Here is a 19,846-nt window from a genome sequence, read left to right on the forward strand (position 1 = left end):
GGTTTGAATTGTGTCTACGGATTTAACACAACGTATACTGACCGGTATTATTCCACTAGACAGAACAGTCTAAAAGTTTGAGGTTGATTTTTATGCCCTCCATCGCCATCGTCGGGGCCGGCCCGCGCGGCATCTCGCTGGTCGAGCGCCTCGCGGCCCACCTGCGCGCGACCCCCCTTGAGTCACCCCTGCGCCTCCACATCATCGATGATGCCCCGCTGGGCGCTGGCCGCATTTGGGATACGGAGCAGACCCGCACGTTGTGCATGAACACGCTGGCCGGCGCGGTCACTCTGTTCACCGAGCCCAGCTCCACCACCACCGCGCCGGTCCTCGAGGGCCCCATCCTCTACGAGTGGATCCAGCTCCTGCGCGGCGAGCGCCCCGACATCGCGCCTGCCAAGCTGGAGCTTTATGATTCCCACCCGCCGCGCGAGGAGCTCGCTGCTTCCTTTGCCGAAGAGCTCGCGCACACCCGCCCGGAGTCCAACCCCTCCCGCGCGCTTTACGGCGCCTACCTGGAGTGGGTCTTTGAGGTTGCGCTGGCGCAGCTGCCGGAGAGCGTGGACGTCGTCCAGCACCGCGCCCGCGCGCTGTCCATCGAAGCCACTGAGGACCACGATGTCATAGCACTTTCCGACGCCTCCACCGTCACCGCCGACGCCACCGTCCTGGCCTACGGCTGGCAGGTGCCCGCGCTGAGCGAGTCCGAACGCCCCCTGGCGGAGGCTGCACACTCGGACCTGCATTGGGTGCGGCCAGACAACCCCGTCGAACAGCCGGTGTCTGCGGTCCCCGCGGGCGAGAAGGTCCTGGTCCGCGGCCTGGGTATGGGCTTTTTCGACATCATGGCGCTGCTCACCATCGACCGCGGTGGTGAGTTTGTGGAGGATCCCTCCACGCGCTCCGGGCTGCGCTACGAGCCCAGCGGTGAGGAGCCGCACTTCATCGTCTCCTCCGGCCGCGGCTACCCTTATATCCCGAAGTCGGAATACCACGCGCTGCCGCCGAAGGCCGCCCTGACCCGCTTCCGCGCCGCGGTGGCCGCCCTGGATCCGGAGGCTGAGCTGAACTTCGGCACGCAACTACTGCCGCACATTCTGCGCGATGCCTACGCCGAGTACTACGAGAACCAGGCGCGGGTCGCACCCGATGCCCCGCAGCGCCCCCTCGCGGATATCATCGCCACGCTCGATTCCACGGAGCTCACCGCCCCAGATCTCCGAGGCATGGCAAACCAGCTCACCGCAGCCCTCGAGGGTTCCTCCGCCCAGCCGTTAGATCTTGCGCACTGGGCGAACCCGCTCGATGATTTCACCGGTGGTGAGGTCACCGAGTACATTGCCGAAGGCCTAGCACGCGACATCATCGAGGCCGTCGCCGCCGCCGATTCCCCGCTGAAGTCCGCGCTGTGGGCTATCTCGGCCGCGCGCAAGCCCTCGTCGATTGCCGGCTCGGAAGGCCGGATGACGTGGGAGTCGCGCACCAGCACCTTCAAGGAGTTCATGGCCTTCGGGCAGATGGTGGGGTCGGGTCCGCCGCTCTTCCGCACCCGCCAGCTGCTCGCGCTTGTCGACGCCGGCCTCGTCACCTTCCTGGGGCAGCGCCCCCAGCTGGAGATCGGAGAGAAGTTCACGCTGCGCACCGTGCACAACGAGGCTTCCTCCGCCTGGCTTATCGACGCCTGGATGCACTCCCCCGATGTCCGCCGCGCCGGTGATCCTCTCGCGGTGTCCCTCAATGGGCGGGTGCGAGCGTTCGTCGACCATGGTCAGTCCACCGGCTCGCCGGAGACGACATGGAACCGCCGCGTGGTCAACCCCGGTGGCACCGAAGACCCGCGCCTGCACATCGTGGGCATCCCCACCTATTCGCAGTGGCCGGACACCACCATCTCCCCCATGCCCGGCACGGACCCACTCATGCTGCAGGAGACCGACCGCACGGCCGGATCCCTGCTCAATTCCCTCTAATCACACACAGCGAAAGCGCCGAGGCTCAAAACCTTGGCGCTTCGGCGGTTTTAGTGAAGGGCGTCTAGGGCCTGCTTTAAGTCCGCGAGCAAGTCATCGATGGACTCGATGCCCACCGAGATGCGCACGAGGTCTGCCGGTGGCACGAGCTCGGAGCCCTCAGCGGAAATGTGCGTCATGTTCTGCGGGTGCTCAATGAGGGACTCGACACCGCCGAGGGACTCAGCCAGCGAGATGAGCTTGGTGTTGAGACAAATCTGGCGGGCGTGCTCCTCGCTGTGGAAGCGCACGGACATCATCCCGCCGAAGCCACGCATCTGCTTCTTAGCCAACTCGTGGCCCGGATGCGAGGGCAGACCCGGGTAGAGAACCTGCTTGACCTCCGGGCGGGATTCCAAGAACTCGGCCACGGCCTGCGCATTGGAACAGTGGCGGTCCATCCGCACTTCAAGGGTTTTGATGCCGCGGGCGGTGAGGTAGGCGTCGAAAGGCGAGGACACCGCGCCGACGTTGCCCTGGAAATACAGCAGGCGCTCATCCATCTCCGCGGAGTTGGTCACAACCGCACCGCCCAGCACATCCGAGTGGCCGCCCAGGTACTTCGTGGTGGAGTGCAGGACGTGGTCCGCGCCCAGCTCCAAAGGATTCTGCAGGTAGGGCGTGGCAAAGGTGTTGTCGACGACAATCTGAACGTCGCCAGCCGCCTTAACAACCTCAGAGACTGCGGCGATATCCGTGATCGTCGTCGCTGGGTTGGTTGGGGTCTCCAACCAAATGAGCTTGGTGTTCTCTTTCAACGCCGCCTCCACCGCCGCGGTATCGGCGGTATTGACGATGGACAGCTCGATGCCCCACTCGCCGTAGTCATGATGCAGGAGGCGGTACATGCCGCCATAGGCATCGTTGCCGAGGATGACGTGGTCACCTGGACGAACAAGAATCCGAATGAGGGTATCGACGGCCGCCATGCCCGTGGCGAAACAGCGCGCATACTCGGCATTCTCCAGCACCGCGAGGGTCTTCTCCAGAGAATGAACGGTGGGGTTAGCCACTCGCCCGTACTCATAGCCGCCGCGCAACTGCGCGAGGCCGTCCTGTTGGTAGGTCGTGGAGGCGTAGATCGGTACGTTGATGGATCCCATGTAGGGATCCGGCTGGTAACCGGCATGGATGGAACGAGAGGAAAAGCCAAGGGTGCGGTTGTCAGTCATGAGGCACAATTCTAGACCAAGCTGTTCAGTCGCGGGAAAGACAAGCTTTTTATATTCAGCTCTCTTCCCTACCATCGGTAAGCGTCAGTTGTGAGCGATAGCAGAAAGGACACACGTGACCAGACCAACCGCATACCTAAGCGCTTCCTCCGAGCCAACCGACGGGGCTGTCGACGCGGTCACCCGCTGGTGGCAAACAGAAAACATGCAGTCCTGGCTCATCGACAAACCCATCGGCATCGCGCTCATCCTCATCGTCGCCATCATCGGCAGCTGGCTGCTGCGCCGACTCATCACCAAGCTGGCTGATAACAGCATCAAGAAGGGCAAGCTCAGCTCGCCGCTCTCCCCGCGCAAAGCGCACCGAACAACCGACAAAGTCCTCGAGCAAACACAGGAGGCTCGGCGCACCTCCCGCATCCAGACCCTCGCCGGCGTTGGACGCTCCGCGGTTGCCATATTCGTCTGGGTCTGGGCAGCGCTCGCTATCTTGGACAAGCTCGGAGTCAACGTCGCCCCGCTCGTGGCCTCAGCCGGCGTGGTTGGTGTCGCCCTTGGTTTCGGCGCCCAAGCGCTGGTCAAGGACTTCCTGTCCGGCATTTTCATGCTCATGGAGGACCAGTACGGCATCGGTGACACCATCGACCTCGGAAACGGGGTCTTCGGCGACGTGGAGTCCATTTCCCTACGTATTACCACGGTCCGCGATATCGATGGCGCGCTATGGTACGTCCGTAACGGCGAAATCTTGCAGGTGGCCAACCATTCCGACCGCTACTCCGTCGCCCGCGTGCAAGTCCCCATCGCACTGAGCAACGACCCCACCCGCGCAGTCGATGTCATCACCTCCGCAGCAGAGAACGCCGCCCGCGACCCCGAAATCAAGGGCTTCATCCTGGCCAAACCTACGGTCAATGGCATGTCCGGTTTGGAAGTTGACCACATGTCCTACCGCGTTTCCGTCAAGACGCTACCGGGCAAACAATGGGATGTGCAGCGCGCGATGCAGGCGAAAATCCTCACCGCCATGCATACGGAAGGAATTACCACGCCCTACCCGCGAGGGATGGCTATCTTTGATCTGGAAGAACCCAGCCTGACGCGAAAGGAAGATTAGGCGTGCAACCAACGAGCGTGTACGAAGCCGTCGGTGGAATGGAGACCTTTGAGAAACTCGTCGGCGGTTTCTATGCACAGGTGCACGAGGATGATCTCATCGGACCGATGTACCCGCAGCAGGATTGGGAGGGCGCGGAAAAACGCCTGACCTGGTTCCTCGTGCAGTACTGGGGCGGACCCCAGCTCTTCTCAGAGAATCGCGGTCACCCGCGCCTGCGCATGCGCCACGCGCCCTACCCCATCGACATAGCTGCCCATAATCGCTGGCTCGAGCTCATGGGCAATTCCTTGGCGCAGATCGACGAGGAGACCATCCCGCCGGCCTACCGTGCGATGATTTGGGACCACATGGAGCGAGTAGCGGCGATGCTCATCAACCGCGCACCCTAAAGCCCGAAGGCCTCCTTCACGGGCTTGGACACCAGCTCTCCCCCGCGGGTCATCAGGCCATTGGCCAAGCCCGGGAAGCGCTCGACCGCACCGTCGAAGCCGCCGGCAGCCAGGGCGCGCATGTACGGCAAGGTCGCCGAGCCGAGTGCGCGCGCGGAGGTGTTCGCCACCGCGCCCGGCATGTTGGCAACACAGTAGAAGAGGGTGTCGTGCACCTTGAAGGTGGGCTCATCGTGCGAGGTCTTGTGGGAGTTCTCGAAGCAGCCGCCTTGGTCAATGGCAACGTCGACAAGCACGGCGCCCTTCTTCATGCGCTTAACCACATCCTCCCGAACCAACTTCGGGGCGGCAGCACCGGGTACGAGGACGGCGCCGATGACGAGGTCGGCGGCGAGAAGCTCCGCTTCCAGCGTGGCAGGGTCCGACACCAGGGTGCGCACGCCGCCCTGGTACTGCTCATCGAAGCGCTGCAGGACGTGTGGGTCGAGGTCGAGCACCGTGACTTCCGCGCGCAGGCCGTGCGCCATAGCCACCGCGGACGCGCCAACCTGGCCACCGCCGATGACCACCACTCGCGCCGGTTGGGTGCCCGGCACGCCGGAGACCAACAAGCCACGCCCACCCTGCGTGGACAACAGATGGTGAGTTCCCTCAATGACGGCGAGGCGCCCGGCCACCTGGGACATCGGTGTCAAAAGCGGCAGAGTGCCGCGGGCATCGGTAACCGTCTCATAGGCCACGGCGGTGGTTCCGGCCTCAACCAGGGCGTCCGTCAGCGGACGGTCCGCCGCCAGGTGGAGATAAGTGAAGAGCAGCAGATCCTCGCGCAGGTAGCCATACTCGGCCTCGAGCGGTTCTTTGACTTTGACCACCATGTCCGCCGCCCAGGCCTCCTTGGCGGTGGCGACGATCGTCGCGCCCACGGCTTGGTACTCGGAGTCCGGAAAAGAAGCGCCTTCTCCGGCCCCAGTTTCCACTAGAACCTCATGGCCATCTTTGATGAGTGCGTGCGCAGCGCTCGGGGTAAGAGCGACGCGGTTCTCGTTGTTCATGATTTCTTTGGGTGCCGCAATACGCATCGTGCGAGTCATCTCCTTTTATTAAAGAAACTGAATTCGACCCCTTAATGGTAACGCAAATCACGCTGCGTTGCGGGCGTAGAAACCACACAGTTTTCCTTCCGCGGTGCCGCGCCCCGCCGCGGACTCTGCGGCGGCGAGGCTGGAGACGTTTTAGAACAAAGACAGCCGCGTGGAGTGATAAACACTGCCATAGGGCGCGTCGAGGCGCACCCACCGCCCCTTGCCCGCCACGCGCAGGTGGCGGGGGATATTGAGTGACGCAGCAAAGCCCGGGATGAGGCCCAAACTCGTGCAGGCGAAGATCATCCGCATAGGAATCTCTACTTGGGTCTCCGCGCTCTCCACGGTGAGCACGGTTTGATTCAACAGGCTTTTCGGAGGTCCCATCGGACCAGAGAATTGCCGAGCTAGCTGCCGGCCTTTATCCGCTAATTCACGGACGACGTCGACAGGCAATGAATCAATCTCTCGAAACCCCGTTGCCGGCGGCAAGGCCCCCGGCCATGAGGGATCGCGCGCGGGGCCTAGGTCAAGCACCTCCGCCCCGTCCTCCTCAAGGAGGTGATCGGGGGTGGTGCGGAGGGCGTCGAGAAGCGCCTGCGCCGACACCACTGCCCCATCGCGGCCAACGACGCCCTCGCAGCGCCGCGCTACGACGACATCGAAGGGGGTCGTGACAAAAACCTCAACGTGGGTGGCGTCGTATTGACGCAAGCGCACCGTCGCTGAGGCATCCAGCCCCGTCGCACGAGCGAGGAGGGCCTGCAGCCCCACCCCGCCGTTGTGCAATGTCAGGGATTCACTCTCCATAATTGCGCTGGCCGCCTACTGCTCGTCCAACTCGACGACAGCATTTTCCAGGATGATGGTGCGCTCCTGCTCAGAAACCTCCCGCGGCATCTGGGTATCTGGATCAATGGTGACCTGCACACAGTCGATGACGCAGGCCACCTGGCCTTGCGCGTCCTTGATCTTCTGGCGAGTGGTAAACGACGTGGTTCCAAGGCGCACCACCGTAGTCTCCACCGTCACCGTGCCATGCCGTCCATCCCACTTGATGGGGCGGACATAGTCCGCGTCGATGTGGCGAACAAAAGCCACCATGTTTACCCCACGTGAATAGAAGTGGTGCATGGCAAAGGCCAAGCGCGCCTCCTGCGCCAGCTCGATAAAGTTGGCGTTCATCATGTGACCGTACATGTCGAAGTCCGACCAACGCACTCCCACGGTGAGCTCGTGGACGTTGTCCTTAGTCTCCTCCGACACAACATTCTGAGCGGACATTCCAGAATCCTTCCGAAGATTTCCTTTGAGTGTTAGGGCTGAGCGGCCCTAGCGGCTGAGCTTGCGGTGGGTAACGCGAGACGGACGGGCAGCGTCCTCACCGAGGCGCTCGACCTTGTTCTTCTCGTAATCACCGAAGTTACCCTCGAACCAGAACCACTGGCCTTCCGCGACATTGCCTTCCCAGGCCAGGATGTGGGTACAGGTGCGGTCGAGGAACCAGCGATCGTGGGAAATAACCACGGCGCAGCCGGGGAACTTTTCCAGCGCGTTTTCCAGGGAGCCCAGGGTTTCCACGTCCAAGTCGTTGGTCGGCTCATCGAGGAGGATCAAGTTGCCGCCCTCTTTGAGGGTCAGGGCCAGGTTCAGGCGGTTGCGCTCACCACCGGAAAGAACCTTAGACGGCTTCTGCTGGTCCGGGCCCTTAAAACCGAATGCGGAGAGGTAGGCGCGGGACGGCATCTCGTTCTGGCCAACGTGGATGTAGTCCAGTCCATCGGAGACGACCTCCCACACGGTGGCCTCTGGATCAATGTTTTCGCGTCCCTGGTCAACGTAGGAAAGCTTGACGGTCTCGCCGACGGTGACAGAACCGGAATCCGGCTCCTCCAGGCCCACGATGGTCTTGAACAGGGTGGACTTACCCACACCGTTCGGGCCGATAACACCGACGATGCCGTTGCGCGGCAGGGTGAAGGACAGGTCCTTAATAAGGACGCGACCATCGAAGCCCTTGGTCAGGTCCTTGACCTCCACAACCTTGTTGCCCAGGCGCGGCGGGGTCGGAATCTGAATCTCCTCGAAGTCGAGCTTCTTGTACTGCTCGGCTTCTGCAGCCATCTCCTCGTAGCGCTGGAGACGGGCCTTGTTCTTGGCCTGGCGCGCCTTCGCACCGGAACGAACCCACGCGAGTTCTTCCTTGAGGCGCTTCTGCAGCTTCTTGTCCTTAGCACCAGCAACTTCGAGGCGCTCTGCCTTCTTCTCCAGGTAAGTGGAGTAGTTGCCCTCGTAGGGGTAGAGCTTGCCGCGATCAACCTCACAGATCCAGCCCGCAACGTGGTCGAGGAAGTAGCGGTCGTGGGTCACGGCCAGGACGGCGCCCGGGTAGGACTCGAGGTGCTTCTCCAGCCACTGGACGGACTCGGCGTCGAGGTGGTTAGTGGGCTCGTCGAGCAGCAGGAGGTCCGGCTCACTCAGCAGCAGCTTGGCCAGCGCGACGCGGCGGCGCTCACCACCGGACAGGTTAGTCACCGGGTCATCAGACGGCGGGCAGCGCAGTGCCTCCATGGCCTGCTCGATCTTGGAGTCAACCTCCCACGCATCCGCGTGGTCGAGCTCCTCCTGCAGCTTGCCCATTTCTTCCATGAGCTCGTCGGAGTAGTTGGTGGCCATCTCTTCCGCGATCTCCTCGAAGCGCTGCTTCTTCTGGAAAATCTCCCCGAGGCCTTCTTCGACGTTCTCGCGGACCGTCTTCTCCTCGTTGAGCGGCGGCTCCTGGAGGAGGATGCCGACCGTCTTGCCCGGGTCAATGAAAGCCTCGCCGTTGGAAGGCTGATCGAGGCCGGCCATAATTTTCAGGATCGAGGACTTACCTGCACCGTTGGGGCCCACGACGCCAATCTTGGCGCCCGGGTAGAAAGCCATAGTGACATTGTCCAAAATAACCTTGTCACCGATGGCCTTACGCACGTTTTTCATCGTGTAGATGAATTCGCCCATGTTTCACCCTTTACTTCTGTCAGGATTGGTCAATAACAGTACAAAGAGTACATCACATGGGCGGTGGTAGTCCCCCGTCCTTAGGCCATAGCTTCTTCTGGCGCCGGTTCTCGGTGAGGTTCGGTCGCACTCTGCGCTTGCTGACGATCCGCCGCAGTATCCTGCGGGGTATCTCCCGACTGCAGAGCAGCCGGCAATGCCTCATCCTCCGCAGTACTCGGCGGTGCCGTGTAATCCACATCCGGTACTGGCGGATTCTCCCCCAGCCAGAGGGCTTCGCTGCCCTCCTCACCATAGGAGGTACCAATCTTGGTGGAGGTAATGCAGAAGCGGTTGAGGTCAAGGCCCACGTGGGCGATCTTGATATAGGTCCTAGAGCGCTTTGCCCCGTTCTTATCCTCCCACCGGTCCGTGACAATGGAGCCCATAACAAAGACCGGCATACCCTTAAACAGGGACTTCTTAACGTTGATGGCGCACTGGCCCCACACCTCACCGTCGATATAGTTAAGGTCCAACTCCCGCCACACCGTCTTGCCCTCCTCATCCTTCTCCGGAACGCTGCGCGAGGAAGCAAAGCGGAGGCGGGCCTTGTACATGGTTTCGCTGATTTTGGTCAGGTGGGGGTCGTGAGTCAGGCGCCCCGTGAGTGAGATTGGGTATTGAGACATTGCGTGATTCCTTTGCTGTTTGTGGCTGGTGCTCTTTTCAATGCGAGGAAGCGATGCGCCTCCCGTACCTCGCATCATCGCCACCGATCAGCGCGCCCGCAATGGCCTCACTGCCAACCTGTGGATAACTTGTTGTACGCGTCAACAAGATATCCATCCACAAAGGTAAAAGCACCTTTCCACACACCCAGGGTGCGCACTCCCGCTAGTGCTGGCGGAAGGTGGAATCATCCCCTTCGCTCATTTGCTTGAGCATGGCGTTATAGCTTTCCAAATCAGCATCACCGTCAATATCCGCCTTAGCATCATGGCGCCGAGCGGTGGCACGATCCTCCCGCAGCCAGTCGAGGAAGAGCGAACCAAACACAATCACCAGCGGGAATTGGCCGAAGCCCCAGGAAATACCGCCGCCGGTTCGTTGGTCCGTGACAAAGTCCGGGTGCCACGGCAAGCTCAAGGACTCATAGAAGTCCAAGCCCAGAATGACTTGCATCTGCATGAGGTAGACACCGGCAAAAAGGTGCAGGGGCATCGACACGAAGAGGATGAGCAGGCGAATGCCCGTCGGCGCGCGCCACGGCAACGGGTCCGGGCCAATAACCTCCCAGTAGTAGATGTAGCCAGAGATCAAGAAGACCCAGTTCATAATCACGTGCCCAGCGTGTTCCGAAATGGCGAGCTCATAAAAGTTCGGGAAAAGGTAGAGCACGTAAAGGAAAGCCAGGAACTGCACAACGTTGACCGCCGGATGCGTAAGAATGCGCAAGGTACGGGCCTTGGTGAGGGCGACGGCAGCGTCGTGAAGCGTGGGCTTGCCCGGCTCCCCAGGCTCAAAAGCTTCCATCACTAAGGTCACCGGAGCGCCGAGCACAAGGCACAGCGGGACTGCCATGGACAGAATCATGTGCACCAACATGTGCATGGAGTACAGCGCCGGCATATACAAGCCGATGCCATTGCTCATGATCAGCGTCATGCCCAGCGCTCCCACTAGGAACCACGCAGTGCGTCCTGCCGACCACGTCAGCCCGCGGCGCTTGAGGCGCCACAGCGCGTACAGGTAGAAGCCGGCCAGCACGATCCCCAGCGAGCCAAACATGAGATCAAAGCGGAACATGGTCCACACGTTGGTGGCGGTGGGGGCGTCGAAAAGCTCATAGCCCAGCAGGATCTGCATGGCGTTGAGATTCGGGTCCCGCGGCGGCGGGGGCGGCGTACGGCCCATCGAGATGGCCACGCCAACGGTCGCCGCCATGATGAGAACCTCAACCACAGCCACCCTGGTAAACAGGCGCGGCGAACTCTTCAAGTGAGGGATGGTGACCCGTCGGTGCACGAAGCCGATGGCCGCCAACACCACGGTGAGCACCGCTTTGCTCAGCACCAACAGGCCGTATCGAGTAGTGAACAGATCCCCGAACTCAACGCGAATCAGCGCATTAACTACGCCTGTAGCTGCCAGCCCCACGATGGAGAACAAAGCGACCGTGGAATAGCGACGCACCGCCACACCCATATCTGGGCCAAGGCGGCGGCCATGGGCGATGAGCCCCATGAGTCCACCGACCCAGAGCATGATGAAGAACAGGTGCAGCAGCAGCGAGTTCGTACCGTAGTCATGATCGCCGCCGGAAGCCGAGTGGCCCTCCATCCCGAGAGGCACCGTCAGCAACAAGGACAAGAAAAACGTTCCGACCTGGCCCGCCCACGTGCGTGCGACAAAACCAGATACGGCAACAATCACTGCGATTGCTGCGGTGAGCAGCCAGACTTGCGACGCCGCGATCTGCCCCACTGCCATGCCCATGAGCTCCGGGTTAAGAACCTTAGCCAACGGGGTACCGGTGAGATCCGACATGACGAGAGGGACCTCTAATAAAGACACCACCGCGGCGCCCACCGCCGCCCATGCGCCGGTCCGCGCTGCGATGTGCCCATCGACGGTGAGCGTGGCCTTGATGAGGCGCTCGTTGTCCTTGTCCGGTACCGCCGGGTAGATAAAGAAGGCGCTCGACATAAAGGAGCCGATAGAAAGCGCCATGAGCATCCACGCGATAGCGCGGAAGAAGGGCAGGCCGAATGTTGTCATACGCCCTGGGTCGGGGATGCCTAGGGCGGCGAGCGAGTCCGCAAGAAAGAACAGAGAAATGATTCCGCCGACGAGGCCCGCGAAGACGACGAAAGAAAGATTCAACAAGCGGGAAGGCTGCGCTCCCGACGTCGAGTGTGCCGGCCCCCGAAAGCGCTGTGAGCTGGGAGTTTCTTTCTCAGTGTGCATGGTGGGCAGTCTACCGTCACGGAGGTTCTCTTACCTAAAAGGTAGTTTTTTCTCAGCTTTCGGGTAGCCTGCTCTTATGGACTCTCGCCAGCTTCACCATTTTCGGTCCGTTGTGGACCACGGTTCCTTCACGCAAGCTGCGGAAGCACTGCAACTCACGCAACCCTCTTTAAGCCTGACCGTCCGCAAGCTCGAAAAGGATCTCAACGTGAAGCTGCTCTCCCGCGGGCGCGGTGGAGTCCGAACCACAGAGGCCGGAGACTACCTCTATGGCGTCGCTACCTCGATAGATTCCCTTCTTACCACCGCCACCACGCGCCTTGCCGAAATTGCATCCGGCAGCGCGGGCTCGGTGACGTTATGCTCCGCCCCTGAGTTCAACTGGCTTTATATGCCTGAGATTTTGTGCCGCATGCGCCAGCGCGCACCGGAGGTAAGTGTTTCCTTAAAGGACTTAGAACCAACCGCCACGTTGAGAGAGGTCCTGGATGGCTCAGCGGAGTTAGGAATCCTCCTCACCACTAACCCACAGCGCTTCCACCAAGACTTCGGCGCGCAGCTCACCATTGACTGCGCCGCAGAAATGGAGGTGCGCGTCGCGCTCCCCGAGAGGCTTAAAGGCTTGCCCGACCCCGTGCGGTTGACCGACCTGAGCGCTGAGACCTGGCTCTTGCCGCCGCGCTGGCCCGAACTCAGTGGTTTGCCGGAAGCAATGGATCAGGTGTGGGCCAAGGCAGCGTTAAGCAAGCCCGTCACGGTCCAAGAAGTTCCCACGTTGCAGACGGGGTTGCCACTCGTGGCGGGCGACTACGGGATCAGCCTCCTGCCGCACACCGCGCACACTTTGGGCCAGCAGGGAGTCCACTTCCGGCGAATCGCGGAAGCCCTCCCGACCGTGCAGGCGCTCGTCATCCACCGCGCGGACCGTGCGCTGAGCCCAGCGGCGCGCACGCTTAACGACGTCCTCCTCAACGCCAACGCCGAGCCAACGCCAGCGGTAGCCCGATAATCGGACTACACGCCCCAGTGCGTTATGATGGCGCGGTACGCCTCCATAGCTCAGTGGATTAGAGCAGTGGGTTTCTACCCCATGTGTCGCGGGTTCGAATCCTGCTGGGGGCACGCAGGTCAGGGCCACTTTTTGGGTTTTATTAAACCTCGAAAAGTGGCCTTTGGGCACAATTTAGGCACACTTTTATGGACATCACCCTCGCGACTTTTGACCACGCTCCACAATCCGCGCTGCGCGGAATGCGCTTCAGCAATGCCTGGGGGACGTCACCAAGTTATGCGGAGTCACGCCGCGGAGTGCTCACCGGGCAGTACCCGCAGCGCGGAGCCACAACGCGCATCACGGACATCTTTGCGGCAGCTGGCTTCGAGGTTCGGGAGGATACCCGCCCCGCATCGTCACGGGTCTTTCGGCTTCTTGAGCAACCAGACCCCCACGTGTTGGATGATCTCGATGGCGTCGTAGCGGTGTGTTCCCTGCAGGAGGATAAGGCCGCAATGTCTCTCCTGTGGCCCGGGGTTGCAGAGTCCGGGGAGTGCACTGAGCTTGTCTCCCCGCTCGACCTAGCTCCTACCCTCGCGGCGATCGCGGGGCTTGATGTGCGCCCCAACGCGCCCTTGTCATTCGACGGGCTCAATTTGGCGCCGGTCCTCCGCTATGGCGCTTCCGGGCACGGGGCTCTCTTCTTCGACTACGGCGTACGCATGCAGGACGCCACGCTTGTCGACGGCACCGCTACCCCACCCAGCGCCCTGCCGCGTCTGCGTGATGAGTGGGAAACGTGGAAGCGCTTCATGGCGATGGGCCCGCTGCAGTAATTTGCAGAATCTACCGATTACTCCACTGGAATGACGACCCAGAGGATGAGGTAGAGCAGAATTCCTGAGAAGCCCAGCAGCGTGGCAACAACGAAGAGGATTCGCACCAAGGTCGGGTCGAGGTTGTAGGTCTGTGCGATGCCGCCGCACACGCCTCCGAGCATCGTGTCAGTTGTGGAACGGGTCAAACGTTGGTTGTTCATGATGTCTCCTTTCACTGTCCATTATCCAGAGTTGGGCCGAAGGGTTCATCGGTGTTTACCCTGATTTAGACCCTGATTGCTCTACGCTGGGTGGAAACTTCCCACCCTGAGAGAAAGGACGCCGTTTCATGGCTCACTCCCCCGGGCTGCCCGCCCCTACCCGCTCCTCGTATGCGCTGCTGACCGGCGCTAGCCAGGGCATTGGCGCTGCGATGGCCAAGGACCTAGCCGCCCGTGGCTACAACGTCATTCTCGTTGCCCGCCGCGAAGACGTCCTTGAATCCATCGCCGCGGACCTGCGCTCGCGCCACGAGGTGGACGCCATCGCGCTGGCAGCGGACCTCTCCGAGGCCGCAGACGTTGACCGCGTCATCGAGTTCATGGCGGGCAAGGAAATCTCCATCATCGTCAACTCGGCGGGCATCGCCAGCTTTGGCAAGTTCATGGAGCAGGACTGGGATTATGAAACCCGGCAGTTCGACCTCAATGCAAAGGCCGTTCACCGCCTGACGCGCGCCGCCCTTGAGCAAATGCTGCCGCGACGCAGCGGCGCTATCTGCAACGTGGGATCGGCCGCGGGCAACGTCTCCATCCCAAACAACGCCACCTACGTGTTCACCAAGGCAGGTGTTAACGCGTTTACGGAGGCCCTGCACTACGAGCTCAAGGGCTCCGGCGTGACCTGCACGCTGCTTGCCCCCGGCCCGGTGCGCGATGCCGTCATCCCCGAAGAAGAGCAATCCATCGTGGACAAGGTAGTCCCGGATTTCTTGTGGACCACCTATGAGTCCTGCTCCGAAGAGACCCTGGAGGCCATGGCCCGCAACCAGCGCCGCGTGGTCCCTGGGCCGCTATCGAAAGCAATGAACGCGTTGGGCAAGATTGTGCCCACCCCAATTGCTGCACCGCTCATCGGCAGCTTCTATTCCAAGATGGCCTAGGACATAAAATGCCCGCTCTCCCCGTGGAGAGCGGGCATTGCTTTACTTGCCTTGGAGCGGCGATTGCTCCGCGATAGCCTTCTGTGCGGCCTCCTCCCGGGCGAGCTTGCGCTCTACCCAGAACTCGGCGTTCTTGATGCCCAACGCTTCTGGGTCAAATTGCGGGTCCTTGCCAGCTGCCTTCTGTGCGCTGTAATCCTTGAGGCACTTGAGGGCCGGGACCTGTAGGAAGAGGATGGCGATGATGTTGAGCCACGCGGTCGCGCCAACGCCGATATCGCCCAGCGCCCAGGCAGCACCCGGAGTCGTCGTTGCGCCAACAACCACGGACACCACGAGGAGAATGCGCAGGAGCCACACCAACGCGCGGCGAGTGGTCTTGTTGCTGATCCAGCGGTTGAAATAGGTCAGGTTGACCTCCGCCATGTAGTAGTACGCCAGGACAGTGGTGAAGGCGAAGAAGGCAATAGCGATGGCAACGAAGCTCGGGCCGAAACCTGCCAACAGGGTGTCCAGACCGTGCTGGACAAAGCCCGGACCGACCTCGACCCCATCCGGGATCGAACCGGCGTAGCGCACTGGGCCATCCTCCGACTCGCCTTCGAAGACCTTGTACATGTCGGTAGAGATGATGATGAATGCGGTAGCAGAGCACACGAAGAGGGTGTCAATGTAGACCGCGAAGGCCTGCACGAAGCCCTGCTTGGCTGGGTGGGATACCTCCGCAGCTGCGGCAGATTGTGGGCCGGTACCTTGGCCTGCCTCGTTGGAGTAGATACCGCGCTTCACGCCCCACATGATGGCCGAGCCCAATAGGCCGGAGAAAGCCTGCTCCGCGCCGAAAGCGGACTTAAAGATCATGCCGAAGACCTCGGGGATCTGGTTGAAGTTCATGATCAGGATGATGATGGCAAAGAGGATATAGGCGCCGGCCATGAACGGGACCACGAGGGAGGCGAAGTTAGCGATGCGCTTCACGCCACCAATAATGATGATGGCGAGGATTCCGCCCAGAATCACGGCAGACCAACCGACCTCAACACCCCAAGCGTTCTGTACGGCCGCAGCCACGCCGTTAGCCTGAATGCCGGGCAGGAAGTAGCTGGTGGCAAGGATCATCGCAATAGCGAAGACGATTCCATAGACCACCATGAAAGGACCGGCCTTGGTGTGCTTATAGGCCTTCTCGATGTAATAAGCCGGACCACCGCGGTATTCGTCGGTGTCTTGGTCCTTCTCCTTATAAACCTGCGCCAAGGTACATTCCACGAAAGAAGTTGCGGAACCGAGCAAAGCCACCGCCCACATCCAGAACACGGCACCTGGGCCGCCGAAAGCGATGGCGGTTGCAACGCCCGAAATGTTTCCCACGCCAACGCGGCCCGCCAGGGAAATCATCAGCGATTGGAAGGACGAGACACCCGAATCGGAGCTTTCGCCGTCCTTCAGCTGCTTAATCATGTCCGGAATGCAGCGCACCTGTAAGAACTTGGTGGCCAGGGTGAAATAAATTCCCGCGCCGAGGCACAGGAAGACTAATGCTGGTGACCAAATTAATGAGTTGAGAGTGTCAAGAAAGGCTGACATCGGTAGGTTTCCGTCCTTCGATATATGTGAGTGCCATCACTTTAAAGGCTGACCTAATAATGTCCCATCTCCCAAGGGTTTGGTGAGAGAAATCATGAAAAAGTTCAAGAAGCCCTCGACACTGCCCCTCAATGTCAACCAGAAAACCCCAGCACACCTCGAATAAAAAGGCACCTTCCACAACGAGACCCCTCCTCACCCCCATTTACCCCCATCTCAGCCGACTAGGGCACCTCCCAAACCATGACCGAAGAGAAACTATGGTGGAAGCCATGAGTGATATCCCCGCCAAAAACGACCGCCTCGTCTGGATCGACTTGGAGATGACCGGACTTGAACCGCAGCGCCACGTAATCGTGGAAGTCGCCGCCGTCATCACGGACGCCGAATTAAACATCCTTGACGAGGGCCTCGACCTCGTCGTGCACGCTACAGAGGAAGAACTGGCGGAGATGGATGACTTCGTCACCGAGATGCATGCGAAGTCCGGTCTCGACAAGGAAATCCGGGAATCCACGATCACTATCGAAGAGGCGGAGGAAGCGGTACTGAAGCTCGTCGAGAAGCACTGCGACGCCAACCACCCTGCTCCCCTTGCAGGCAATTCCATCGCCACGGACCGCACCTTCATTCGCGAGTACATGCCGCGCCTGGACGCCGCGCTGCACTACCGAATGATTGACGTTTCCACGATTAAGGAACTAGCACGCCGCTGGCACCCGCGGGCATACTACAACCAGCCACAAAAGGGCATGGCACACCGAGCCCTGCAAGACATTATTGAGTCCATTCGAGAGCTCGACTTCTACCGCCGCAGCGTTTTCCGCACGGACGACGGCCCCTCCACCGCGGAAGCGGAGGATCTTAAGGCTGCCACTACCGATGACTACCAGGCGTTTTTGTAAATTCAACGAGGTGAGTTAACCTGTATCTCGTTGCTTTCAGGCAACGATGGTGGCTGTAGTTCAGCTGGTAGAGCACCAGGTTGTGATCCTGGGTGTCGCGGGTTCGAGCCCCGTCAGCCACCCCGAATATGCCCCGTGCCCTGTTCCGACAGGATGCGGGGTAATTTTTTATGCCCGCCAACCTTAAGCATGTTAGCCTTACCTAAACTTAGAGCATGTAGGCTTCTGCCCTCACAGAAGATCTAAGCTCGTAAAGAGATAGCAAGGATTGTGATGACAATGGCTGACCAGGGCAAAGAGGCAGCGCCGAAGCGCAAACCCCGCAAGGCACATGAAGCGACCGTGACTGGCCGCCGCCAAGTATCTCCAGACCTCGTTCGGTTACACATGAACTCCCCAGCATTCATAGGCAAAGAGCTGGAGTTTACAGATCACTACATCAAGTTGTTGTTCGTGCCAGAAAGTGCCGACTACTCCTGGCCGTTTAAAATCGAGCAGATTCGCGCAGAGCAACCGCGCGACAAGCAGCCAATTCTCCGCACCTACACCCTGATCAACGTGAACTCAGAAACCGGGGATTTCGACATCGACTTTGTGTCCCACGGTGATTCCGGCCTGGCTGGCCCTTGGGCACGCAGAGCCGAGGTTGGAGAGAAGCTCGGTTTCCTCGGCCCTGGTGGCGCGTGGGGACCAACCAAAGACTATGAGCACTTTGTGTTCGCCGGCGACGAGTCTGCAGCACCGGCCATCAGCGCTGGCTTGAAGCGGCTTCCCGACGGCGCGACTGCGACTGCATATATCGAGATCGAAGCCGAAGACCGCACGTTTGAACTGCCCACCCGCGATGGCGTGGAAATCACCTGGGTAGTCCGCAATGGCGCTACCCACGGTACTGAGCTATCCCGTGTGGTCCGCGCGGCTGGTATCCCCCAGGAGAAGAAAACCGGATGGTTCATCCACGGAGTCGCCGAAATGATCAAAGAGCTTCGTCGCTTCCTTTTCGTTGAATCCGGGATTCCCAAGGAAGACGTTTCTATCTCTGGCTACTGGCGTATCGGAATGACTGAGGACCAGTGGCAGGCCTCCAAGCGTAATTTCAACGCAGAGATTGAGGCCGAGGAAGAACGAGCTAAGGCCTAACGTTTGTTTTCGCGTTAGACTGCGGCAATGATCGATTTCACCGACACCGCCGACGTCGTTGCTCCCCAGCTTCTGGGCACGGTGCTCACGCACAACGGCGTTTCGGTGCGCATCACGGAGGTCGAGGCTTACCTCGGCGCAGACGATGAGGCCTCTCACACCTTCAACGGCCGCACCCCGCGCAACGCCGCCATGTTCGGCCCACCCGGCCGCCTCTATGTCTATGCCTCCTACGGCATCCACCGCAACGGCAACATCGTCTGCGCGCCCGAAGGAACCGGTCAGGGTTGCTTGCTCCGCGGCGGGGAAGTCATCGACGGAGTAGACCTTGCCTACCAACGCCGGGGCGACACGGAATTTCATAACCTCGCCCGCGGACCGGGAAATTTAGGCAGGGCCCTTGGCTTCAGTATCGCGGACAACGGCACGCCCATTCGCCTTAAACAACGCGATAAGGAACCTGAGTGGGTCCGCGGGCCGCGCATCGGCATCTCAAAGAACCAGGACGCCGCCCTGCGGTTTTGGATCCCCTTCGACAAGACAGTGTCTCGACGTCGCGGGCTCCCCCGCTAGCCCCTACCGGTGTATGAGCCTCAGGACTCATACACCTCATTTGGGCTCATGCACCGTATCTTTAAGCCAAGGCTGCCCGCACCAGCTCCGCTGCCTGCGAGGGGGTCTTGCCCACCTTCACGCCGGCCGCTTCCAGCGCCGCCTTCTTGCCTTCTGCCGTACCAGAACCACCAGACACGATGGCGCCAGCATGCCCCATCGTCTTGCCCTCCGGCGCGGTAAAGCCTGCGATATACGCAATGACCGGCTTTGTGACGTGGTCCTTGATATAGGCAGCGGCATGCTCCTCTGCATCACCGCCGATTTCACCGATCATGATGATCGCCTCGGTATCGGGATCATTCTGGAAGGCCTCAATCGCTGAAATATGCGTGGTCCCGATAATCGGATCACCGCCAATTCCTACGCACGTACTAAAACCAATATCGGATAGCTCGTACATCATCTGATGCGTCAAGGTGCCCGACTTCGACACCAAACCAATCTTTCCTGGGTTCGGCGCAGTCTCTGCCGGAATAATGCCCGCATTGGATTCACCCGGTGTGTAGAGCCCCGGACAGTTCGGCCCAATGATGCGTGTTTTGGACTCTCGCCCCAGCGCATAGAGCTCAGCGGTGTCCTTCACCGGAATTCCCTCCGTGATGATGACCACGAGTTCAATACCGGCACGGATGGCTTCTTCCGCGGCGTCCTTAGTGAATTTTGCCGGCACAAAAATTACGGTGACGTTGGCCTCTGTCGCCTGCATGGCCTCACGCACGCTGCCGAAGACGGGAATCTCGCGCCCGTCAATATCGACGCGCTCACCTGCCTTGCGCGGGTTGACCCCACCCACAATGTTGGAGCCGGATTCCAGCATGCGGCGCGTGTGCTTCATGCCTTCGGATCCCGTCATGCCCTGCACGATGATCCGCGAGTCTTTGTTGAGAAAAATCGACAT

At 60.6% G+C, this 19,846-nt stretch carries 19 protein-coding genes and 2 tRNA genes; 11 read left to right on the top strand and 10 right to left on the bottom strand.

Annotation, left to right across the window (positions count from 1 at the left end; genetic code table 11):
* Positions 1-92 precede the first annotated feature (92 nt).
* Positions 93-1,973, top strand: coding sequence for an FAD/NAD(P)-binding protein (locus R3O64_RS10220; RefSeq protein ID WP_339016853.1), 1,881 nt, complete (start codon positions 93-95; stop codon positions 1,971-1,973).
* A gap of 50 nt (positions 1,974-2,023) precedes the next feature.
* Here the strand turns inward: R3O64_RS10220 and R3O64_RS10225 are convergent, their stop codons facing one another.
* On the bottom strand, positions 2,024-3,184 hold the full coding sequence (locus R3O64_RS10225) for a cystathionine gamma-synthase (RefSeq protein WP_339016854.1): 1,161 nt from the start codon (positions 3,182-3,184) through the stop codon (positions 2,024-2,026).
* 115 nt (positions 3,185-3,299) lie between these two features.
* On the opposite strand from R3O64_RS10225, the gene R3O64_RS10230 reads away from it, so the two are divergent.
* The gene (locus R3O64_RS10230; RefSeq protein WP_070683775.1) at positions 3,300-4,301 is read left to right on the top strand and encodes a mechanosensitive ion channel family protein; all 1,002 of its coding nucleotides are present in this window, start codon (positions 3,300-3,302) and stop codon (positions 4,299-4,301) included.
* Between the two features lie 2 nt (positions 4,302-4,303).
* On the top strand, positions 4,304-4,693 hold the full coding sequence (locus R3O64_RS10235) for a globin (protein ID WP_339016855.1): 390 nt from the start codon (positions 4,304-4,306) through the stop codon (positions 4,691-4,693).
* Here the strand turns inward: R3O64_RS10235 and ald are convergent.
* The 6 genes from ald to R3O64_RS10265 form a co-directional block, all read right to left on the bottom strand.
* The gene (gene ald / locus R3O64_RS10240) at positions 4,690-5,772 is read right to left on the bottom strand and encodes an alanine dehydrogenase (RefSeq protein WP_070531516.1); all 1,083 of its coding nucleotides are present in this window, start codon (positions 5,770-5,772) and stop codon (positions 4,690-4,692) included. The genes R3O64_RS10235 and ald overlap by 4 nt on opposite strands.
* A gap of 153 nt (positions 5,773-5,925) precedes the next feature.
* On the bottom strand, positions 5,926-6,585 hold the full coding sequence (locus tag R3O64_RS10245) for a hypothetical protein (protein ID WP_339016857.1): 660 nt from the start codon (positions 6,583-6,585) through the stop codon (positions 5,926-5,928).
* A 15-nt stretch (positions 6,586-6,600) separates the two neighbouring features.
* Complete coding sequence (locus R3O64_RS10250; RefSeq protein WP_101735449.1) at positions 6,601-7,059, bottom strand: acyl-CoA thioesterase; 459 nt, start codon at positions 7,057-7,059, stop codon at positions 6,601-6,603.
* A 48-nt stretch (positions 7,060-7,107) separates the two neighbouring features.
* Positions 7,108-8,778 (bottom strand): energy-dependent translational throttle protein EttA, encoded by a 1,671-nt coding sequence (ettA, locus tag R3O64_RS10255; RefSeq protein ID WP_070522290.1) that lies wholly within the window; start codon positions 8,776-8,778, stop codon positions 7,108-7,110.
* Positions 8,779-8,858: 80 nt separating this feature from the next.
* The gene (locus R3O64_RS10260; protein ID WP_070563723.1) at positions 8,859-9,449 is read right to left on the bottom strand and encodes a single-stranded DNA-binding protein; all 591 of its coding nucleotides are present in this window, start codon (positions 9,447-9,449) and stop codon (positions 8,859-8,861) included.
* 205 nt (positions 9,450-9,654) lie between these two features.
* Positions 9,655-11,727, bottom strand: coding sequence for a cytochrome c oxidase assembly protein (locus R3O64_RS10265; protein ID WP_339016858.1), 2,073 nt, complete (start codon positions 11,725-11,727; stop codon positions 9,655-9,657).
* Between the two features lie 76 nt (positions 11,728-11,803).
* Here R3O64_RS10265 and R3O64_RS10270 point away from each other — a divergent pair, with 76 nt between their 5' ends.
* From R3O64_RS10270 to R3O64_RS10280, 3 genes are all read left to right on the top strand, one after another.
* A complete protein-coding gene (locus R3O64_RS10270) occupies positions 11,804-12,736 on the top strand; it encodes a LysR family transcriptional regulator (protein ID WP_070624955.1) in 933 nt (310 codons plus the stop codon).
* Positions 12,737-12,775: 39 nt separating this feature from the next.
* A tRNA-Arg gene (locus R3O64_RS10275) sits at positions 12,776-12,849 on the top strand.
* A gap of 75 nt (positions 12,850-12,924) precedes the next feature.
* The gene (locus tag R3O64_RS10280) at positions 12,925-13,557 is read left to right on the top strand and encodes a hypothetical protein (RefSeq protein ID WP_339016859.1); all 633 of its coding nucleotides are present in this window, start codon (positions 12,925-12,927) and stop codon (positions 13,555-13,557) included.
* Between the two features lie 17 nt (positions 13,558-13,574).
* On the opposite strand, the gene R3O64_RS10285 is transcribed toward R3O64_RS10280, so the two are convergent.
* The gene (locus R3O64_RS10285) at positions 13,575-13,760 is read right to left on the bottom strand and encodes a PspC domain-containing protein (protein WP_010191177.1); all 186 of its coding nucleotides are present in this window, start codon (positions 13,758-13,760) and stop codon (positions 13,575-13,577) included.
* Positions 13,761-13,888: 128 nt separating this feature from the next.
* Between R3O64_RS10285 and cmrA the strand changes: the two genes are divergently transcribed.
* The gene (gene cmrA, locus R3O64_RS10290; protein ID WP_070624957.1) at positions 13,889-14,701 is read left to right on the top strand and encodes a mycolate reductase; all 813 of its coding nucleotides are present in this window, start codon (positions 13,889-13,891) and stop codon (positions 14,699-14,701) included.
* A 42-nt stretch (positions 14,702-14,743) separates the two neighbouring features.
* On the opposite strand, the gene R3O64_RS10295 is transcribed toward cmrA, so the two are convergent.
* On the bottom strand, positions 14,744-16,288 hold the full coding sequence (locus R3O64_RS10295; RefSeq protein ID WP_070531537.1) for an alanine/glycine:cation symporter family protein: 1,545 nt from the start codon (positions 16,286-16,288) through the stop codon (positions 14,744-14,746).
* 272 nt (positions 16,289-16,560) lie between these two features.
* Between R3O64_RS10295 and orn the strand changes: the two genes are divergently transcribed.
* From orn to R3O64_RS10315, 4 genes are all read left to right on the top strand, one after another.
* On the top strand, positions 16,561-17,193 hold the full coding sequence (gene orn, locus R3O64_RS10300; RefSeq protein WP_070522488.1) for an oligoribonuclease: 633 nt from the start codon (positions 16,561-16,563) through the stop codon (positions 17,191-17,193).
* Between the two features lie 49 nt (positions 17,194-17,242).
* Positions 17,243-17,315 (top strand) — tRNA-His (locus R3O64_RS10305).
* Between the two features lie 157 nt (positions 17,316-17,472).
* Positions 17,473-18,333: a siderophore-interacting protein gene (locus R3O64_RS10310; protein ID WP_339016860.1), complete on the top strand. Its 861-nt coding sequence runs from the start codon at positions 17,473-17,475 to the stop codon at positions 18,331-18,333.
* A 27-nt stretch (positions 18,334-18,360) separates the two neighbouring features.
* Positions 18,361-18,906, top strand: coding sequence for a DNA-3-methyladenine glycosylase (locus tag R3O64_RS10315; RefSeq protein WP_339016861.1), 546 nt, complete (start codon positions 18,361-18,363; stop codon positions 18,904-18,906).
* 61 nt (positions 18,907-18,967) lie between these two features.
* Here the strand turns inward: R3O64_RS10315 and sucD are convergent, their stop codons facing one another.
* Positions 18,968-19,846: a succinate--CoA ligase subunit alpha gene (gene sucD, locus R3O64_RS10320; protein ID WP_339016862.1), complete on the bottom strand. Its 879-nt coding sequence runs from the start codon at positions 19,844-19,846 to the stop codon at positions 18,968-18,970.

This window comes from Corynebacterium hesseae, from assembly GCF_037850265.1.
GTDB lineage: Bacteria > Actinomycetota > Actinomycetes > Mycobacteriales > Mycobacteriaceae > Corynebacterium > Corynebacterium hesseae.

Coding starts and splice junctions, on each gene's coding strand:
- R3O64_RS10220 (WP_339016853.1), top strand. CDS start 93: ATGCCCTCCATCGCCATCGTCGGGGCCGGCCCGCGCGGCATCTCGCTG.
- R3O64_RS10225 (WP_339016854.1), bottom strand. CDS start 3,184: ATGACTGACAACCGCACCCTTGGCTTTTCCTCTCGTTCCATCCATGCC.
- ald (WP_070531516.1), bottom strand. CDS start 5,772: ATGCGTATTGCGGCACCCAAAGAAATCATGAACAACGAGAACCGCGTC.
- R3O64_RS10245 (WP_339016857.1), bottom strand. CDS start 6,585: ATGGAGAGTGAATCCCTGACATTGCACAACGGCGGGGTGGGGCTGCAG.
- R3O64_RS10250 (WP_101735449.1), bottom strand. CDS start 7,059: ATGTCCGCTCAGAATGTTGTGTCGGAGGAGACTAAGGACAACGTCCAC.
- ettA (WP_070522290.1), bottom strand. CDS start 8,778: ATGGGCGAATTCATCTACACGATGAAAAACGTGCGTAAGGCCATCGGT.
- R3O64_RS10260 (WP_070563723.1), bottom strand. CDS start 9,449: ATGTCTCAATACCCAATCTCACTCACGGGGCGCCTGACTCACGACCCC.
- R3O64_RS10265 (WP_339016858.1), bottom strand. CDS start 11,727: ATGCACACTGAGAAAGAAACTCCCAGCTCACAGCGCTTTCGGGGGCCG.
- R3O64_RS10270 (WP_070624955.1), top strand. CDS start 11,804: ATGGACTCTCGCCAGCTTCACCATTTTCGGTCCGTTGTGGACCACGGT.
- R3O64_RS10280 (WP_339016859.1), top strand. CDS start 12,925: ATGGACATCACCCTCGCGACTTTTGACCACGCTCCACAATCCGCGCTG.
- R3O64_RS10285 (WP_010191177.1), bottom strand. CDS start 13,760: ATGAACAACCAACGTTTGACCCGTTCCACAACTGACACGATGCTCGGA.
- cmrA (WP_070624957.1), top strand. CDS start 13,889: ATGGCTCACTCCCCCGGGCTGCCCGCCCCTACCCGCTCCTCGTATGCG.
- R3O64_RS10295 (WP_070531537.1), bottom strand. CDS start 16,288: ATGTCAGCCTTTCTTGACACTCTCAACTCATTAATTTGGTCACCAGCA.
- orn (WP_070522488.1), top strand. CDS start 16,561: ATGAGTGATATCCCCGCCAAAAACGACCGCCTCGTCTGGATCGACTTG.
- R3O64_RS10310 (WP_339016860.1), top strand. CDS start 17,473: ATGGCTGACCAGGGCAAAGAGGCAGCGCCGAAGCGCAAACCCCGCAAG.
- R3O64_RS10315 (WP_339016861.1), top strand. CDS start 18,361: ATGATCGATTTCACCGACACCGCCGACGTCGTTGCTCCCCAGCTTCTG.
- sucD (WP_339016862.1), bottom strand. CDS start 19,846: ATGTCGATTTTTCTCAACAAAGACTCGCGGATCATCGTGCAGGGCATG.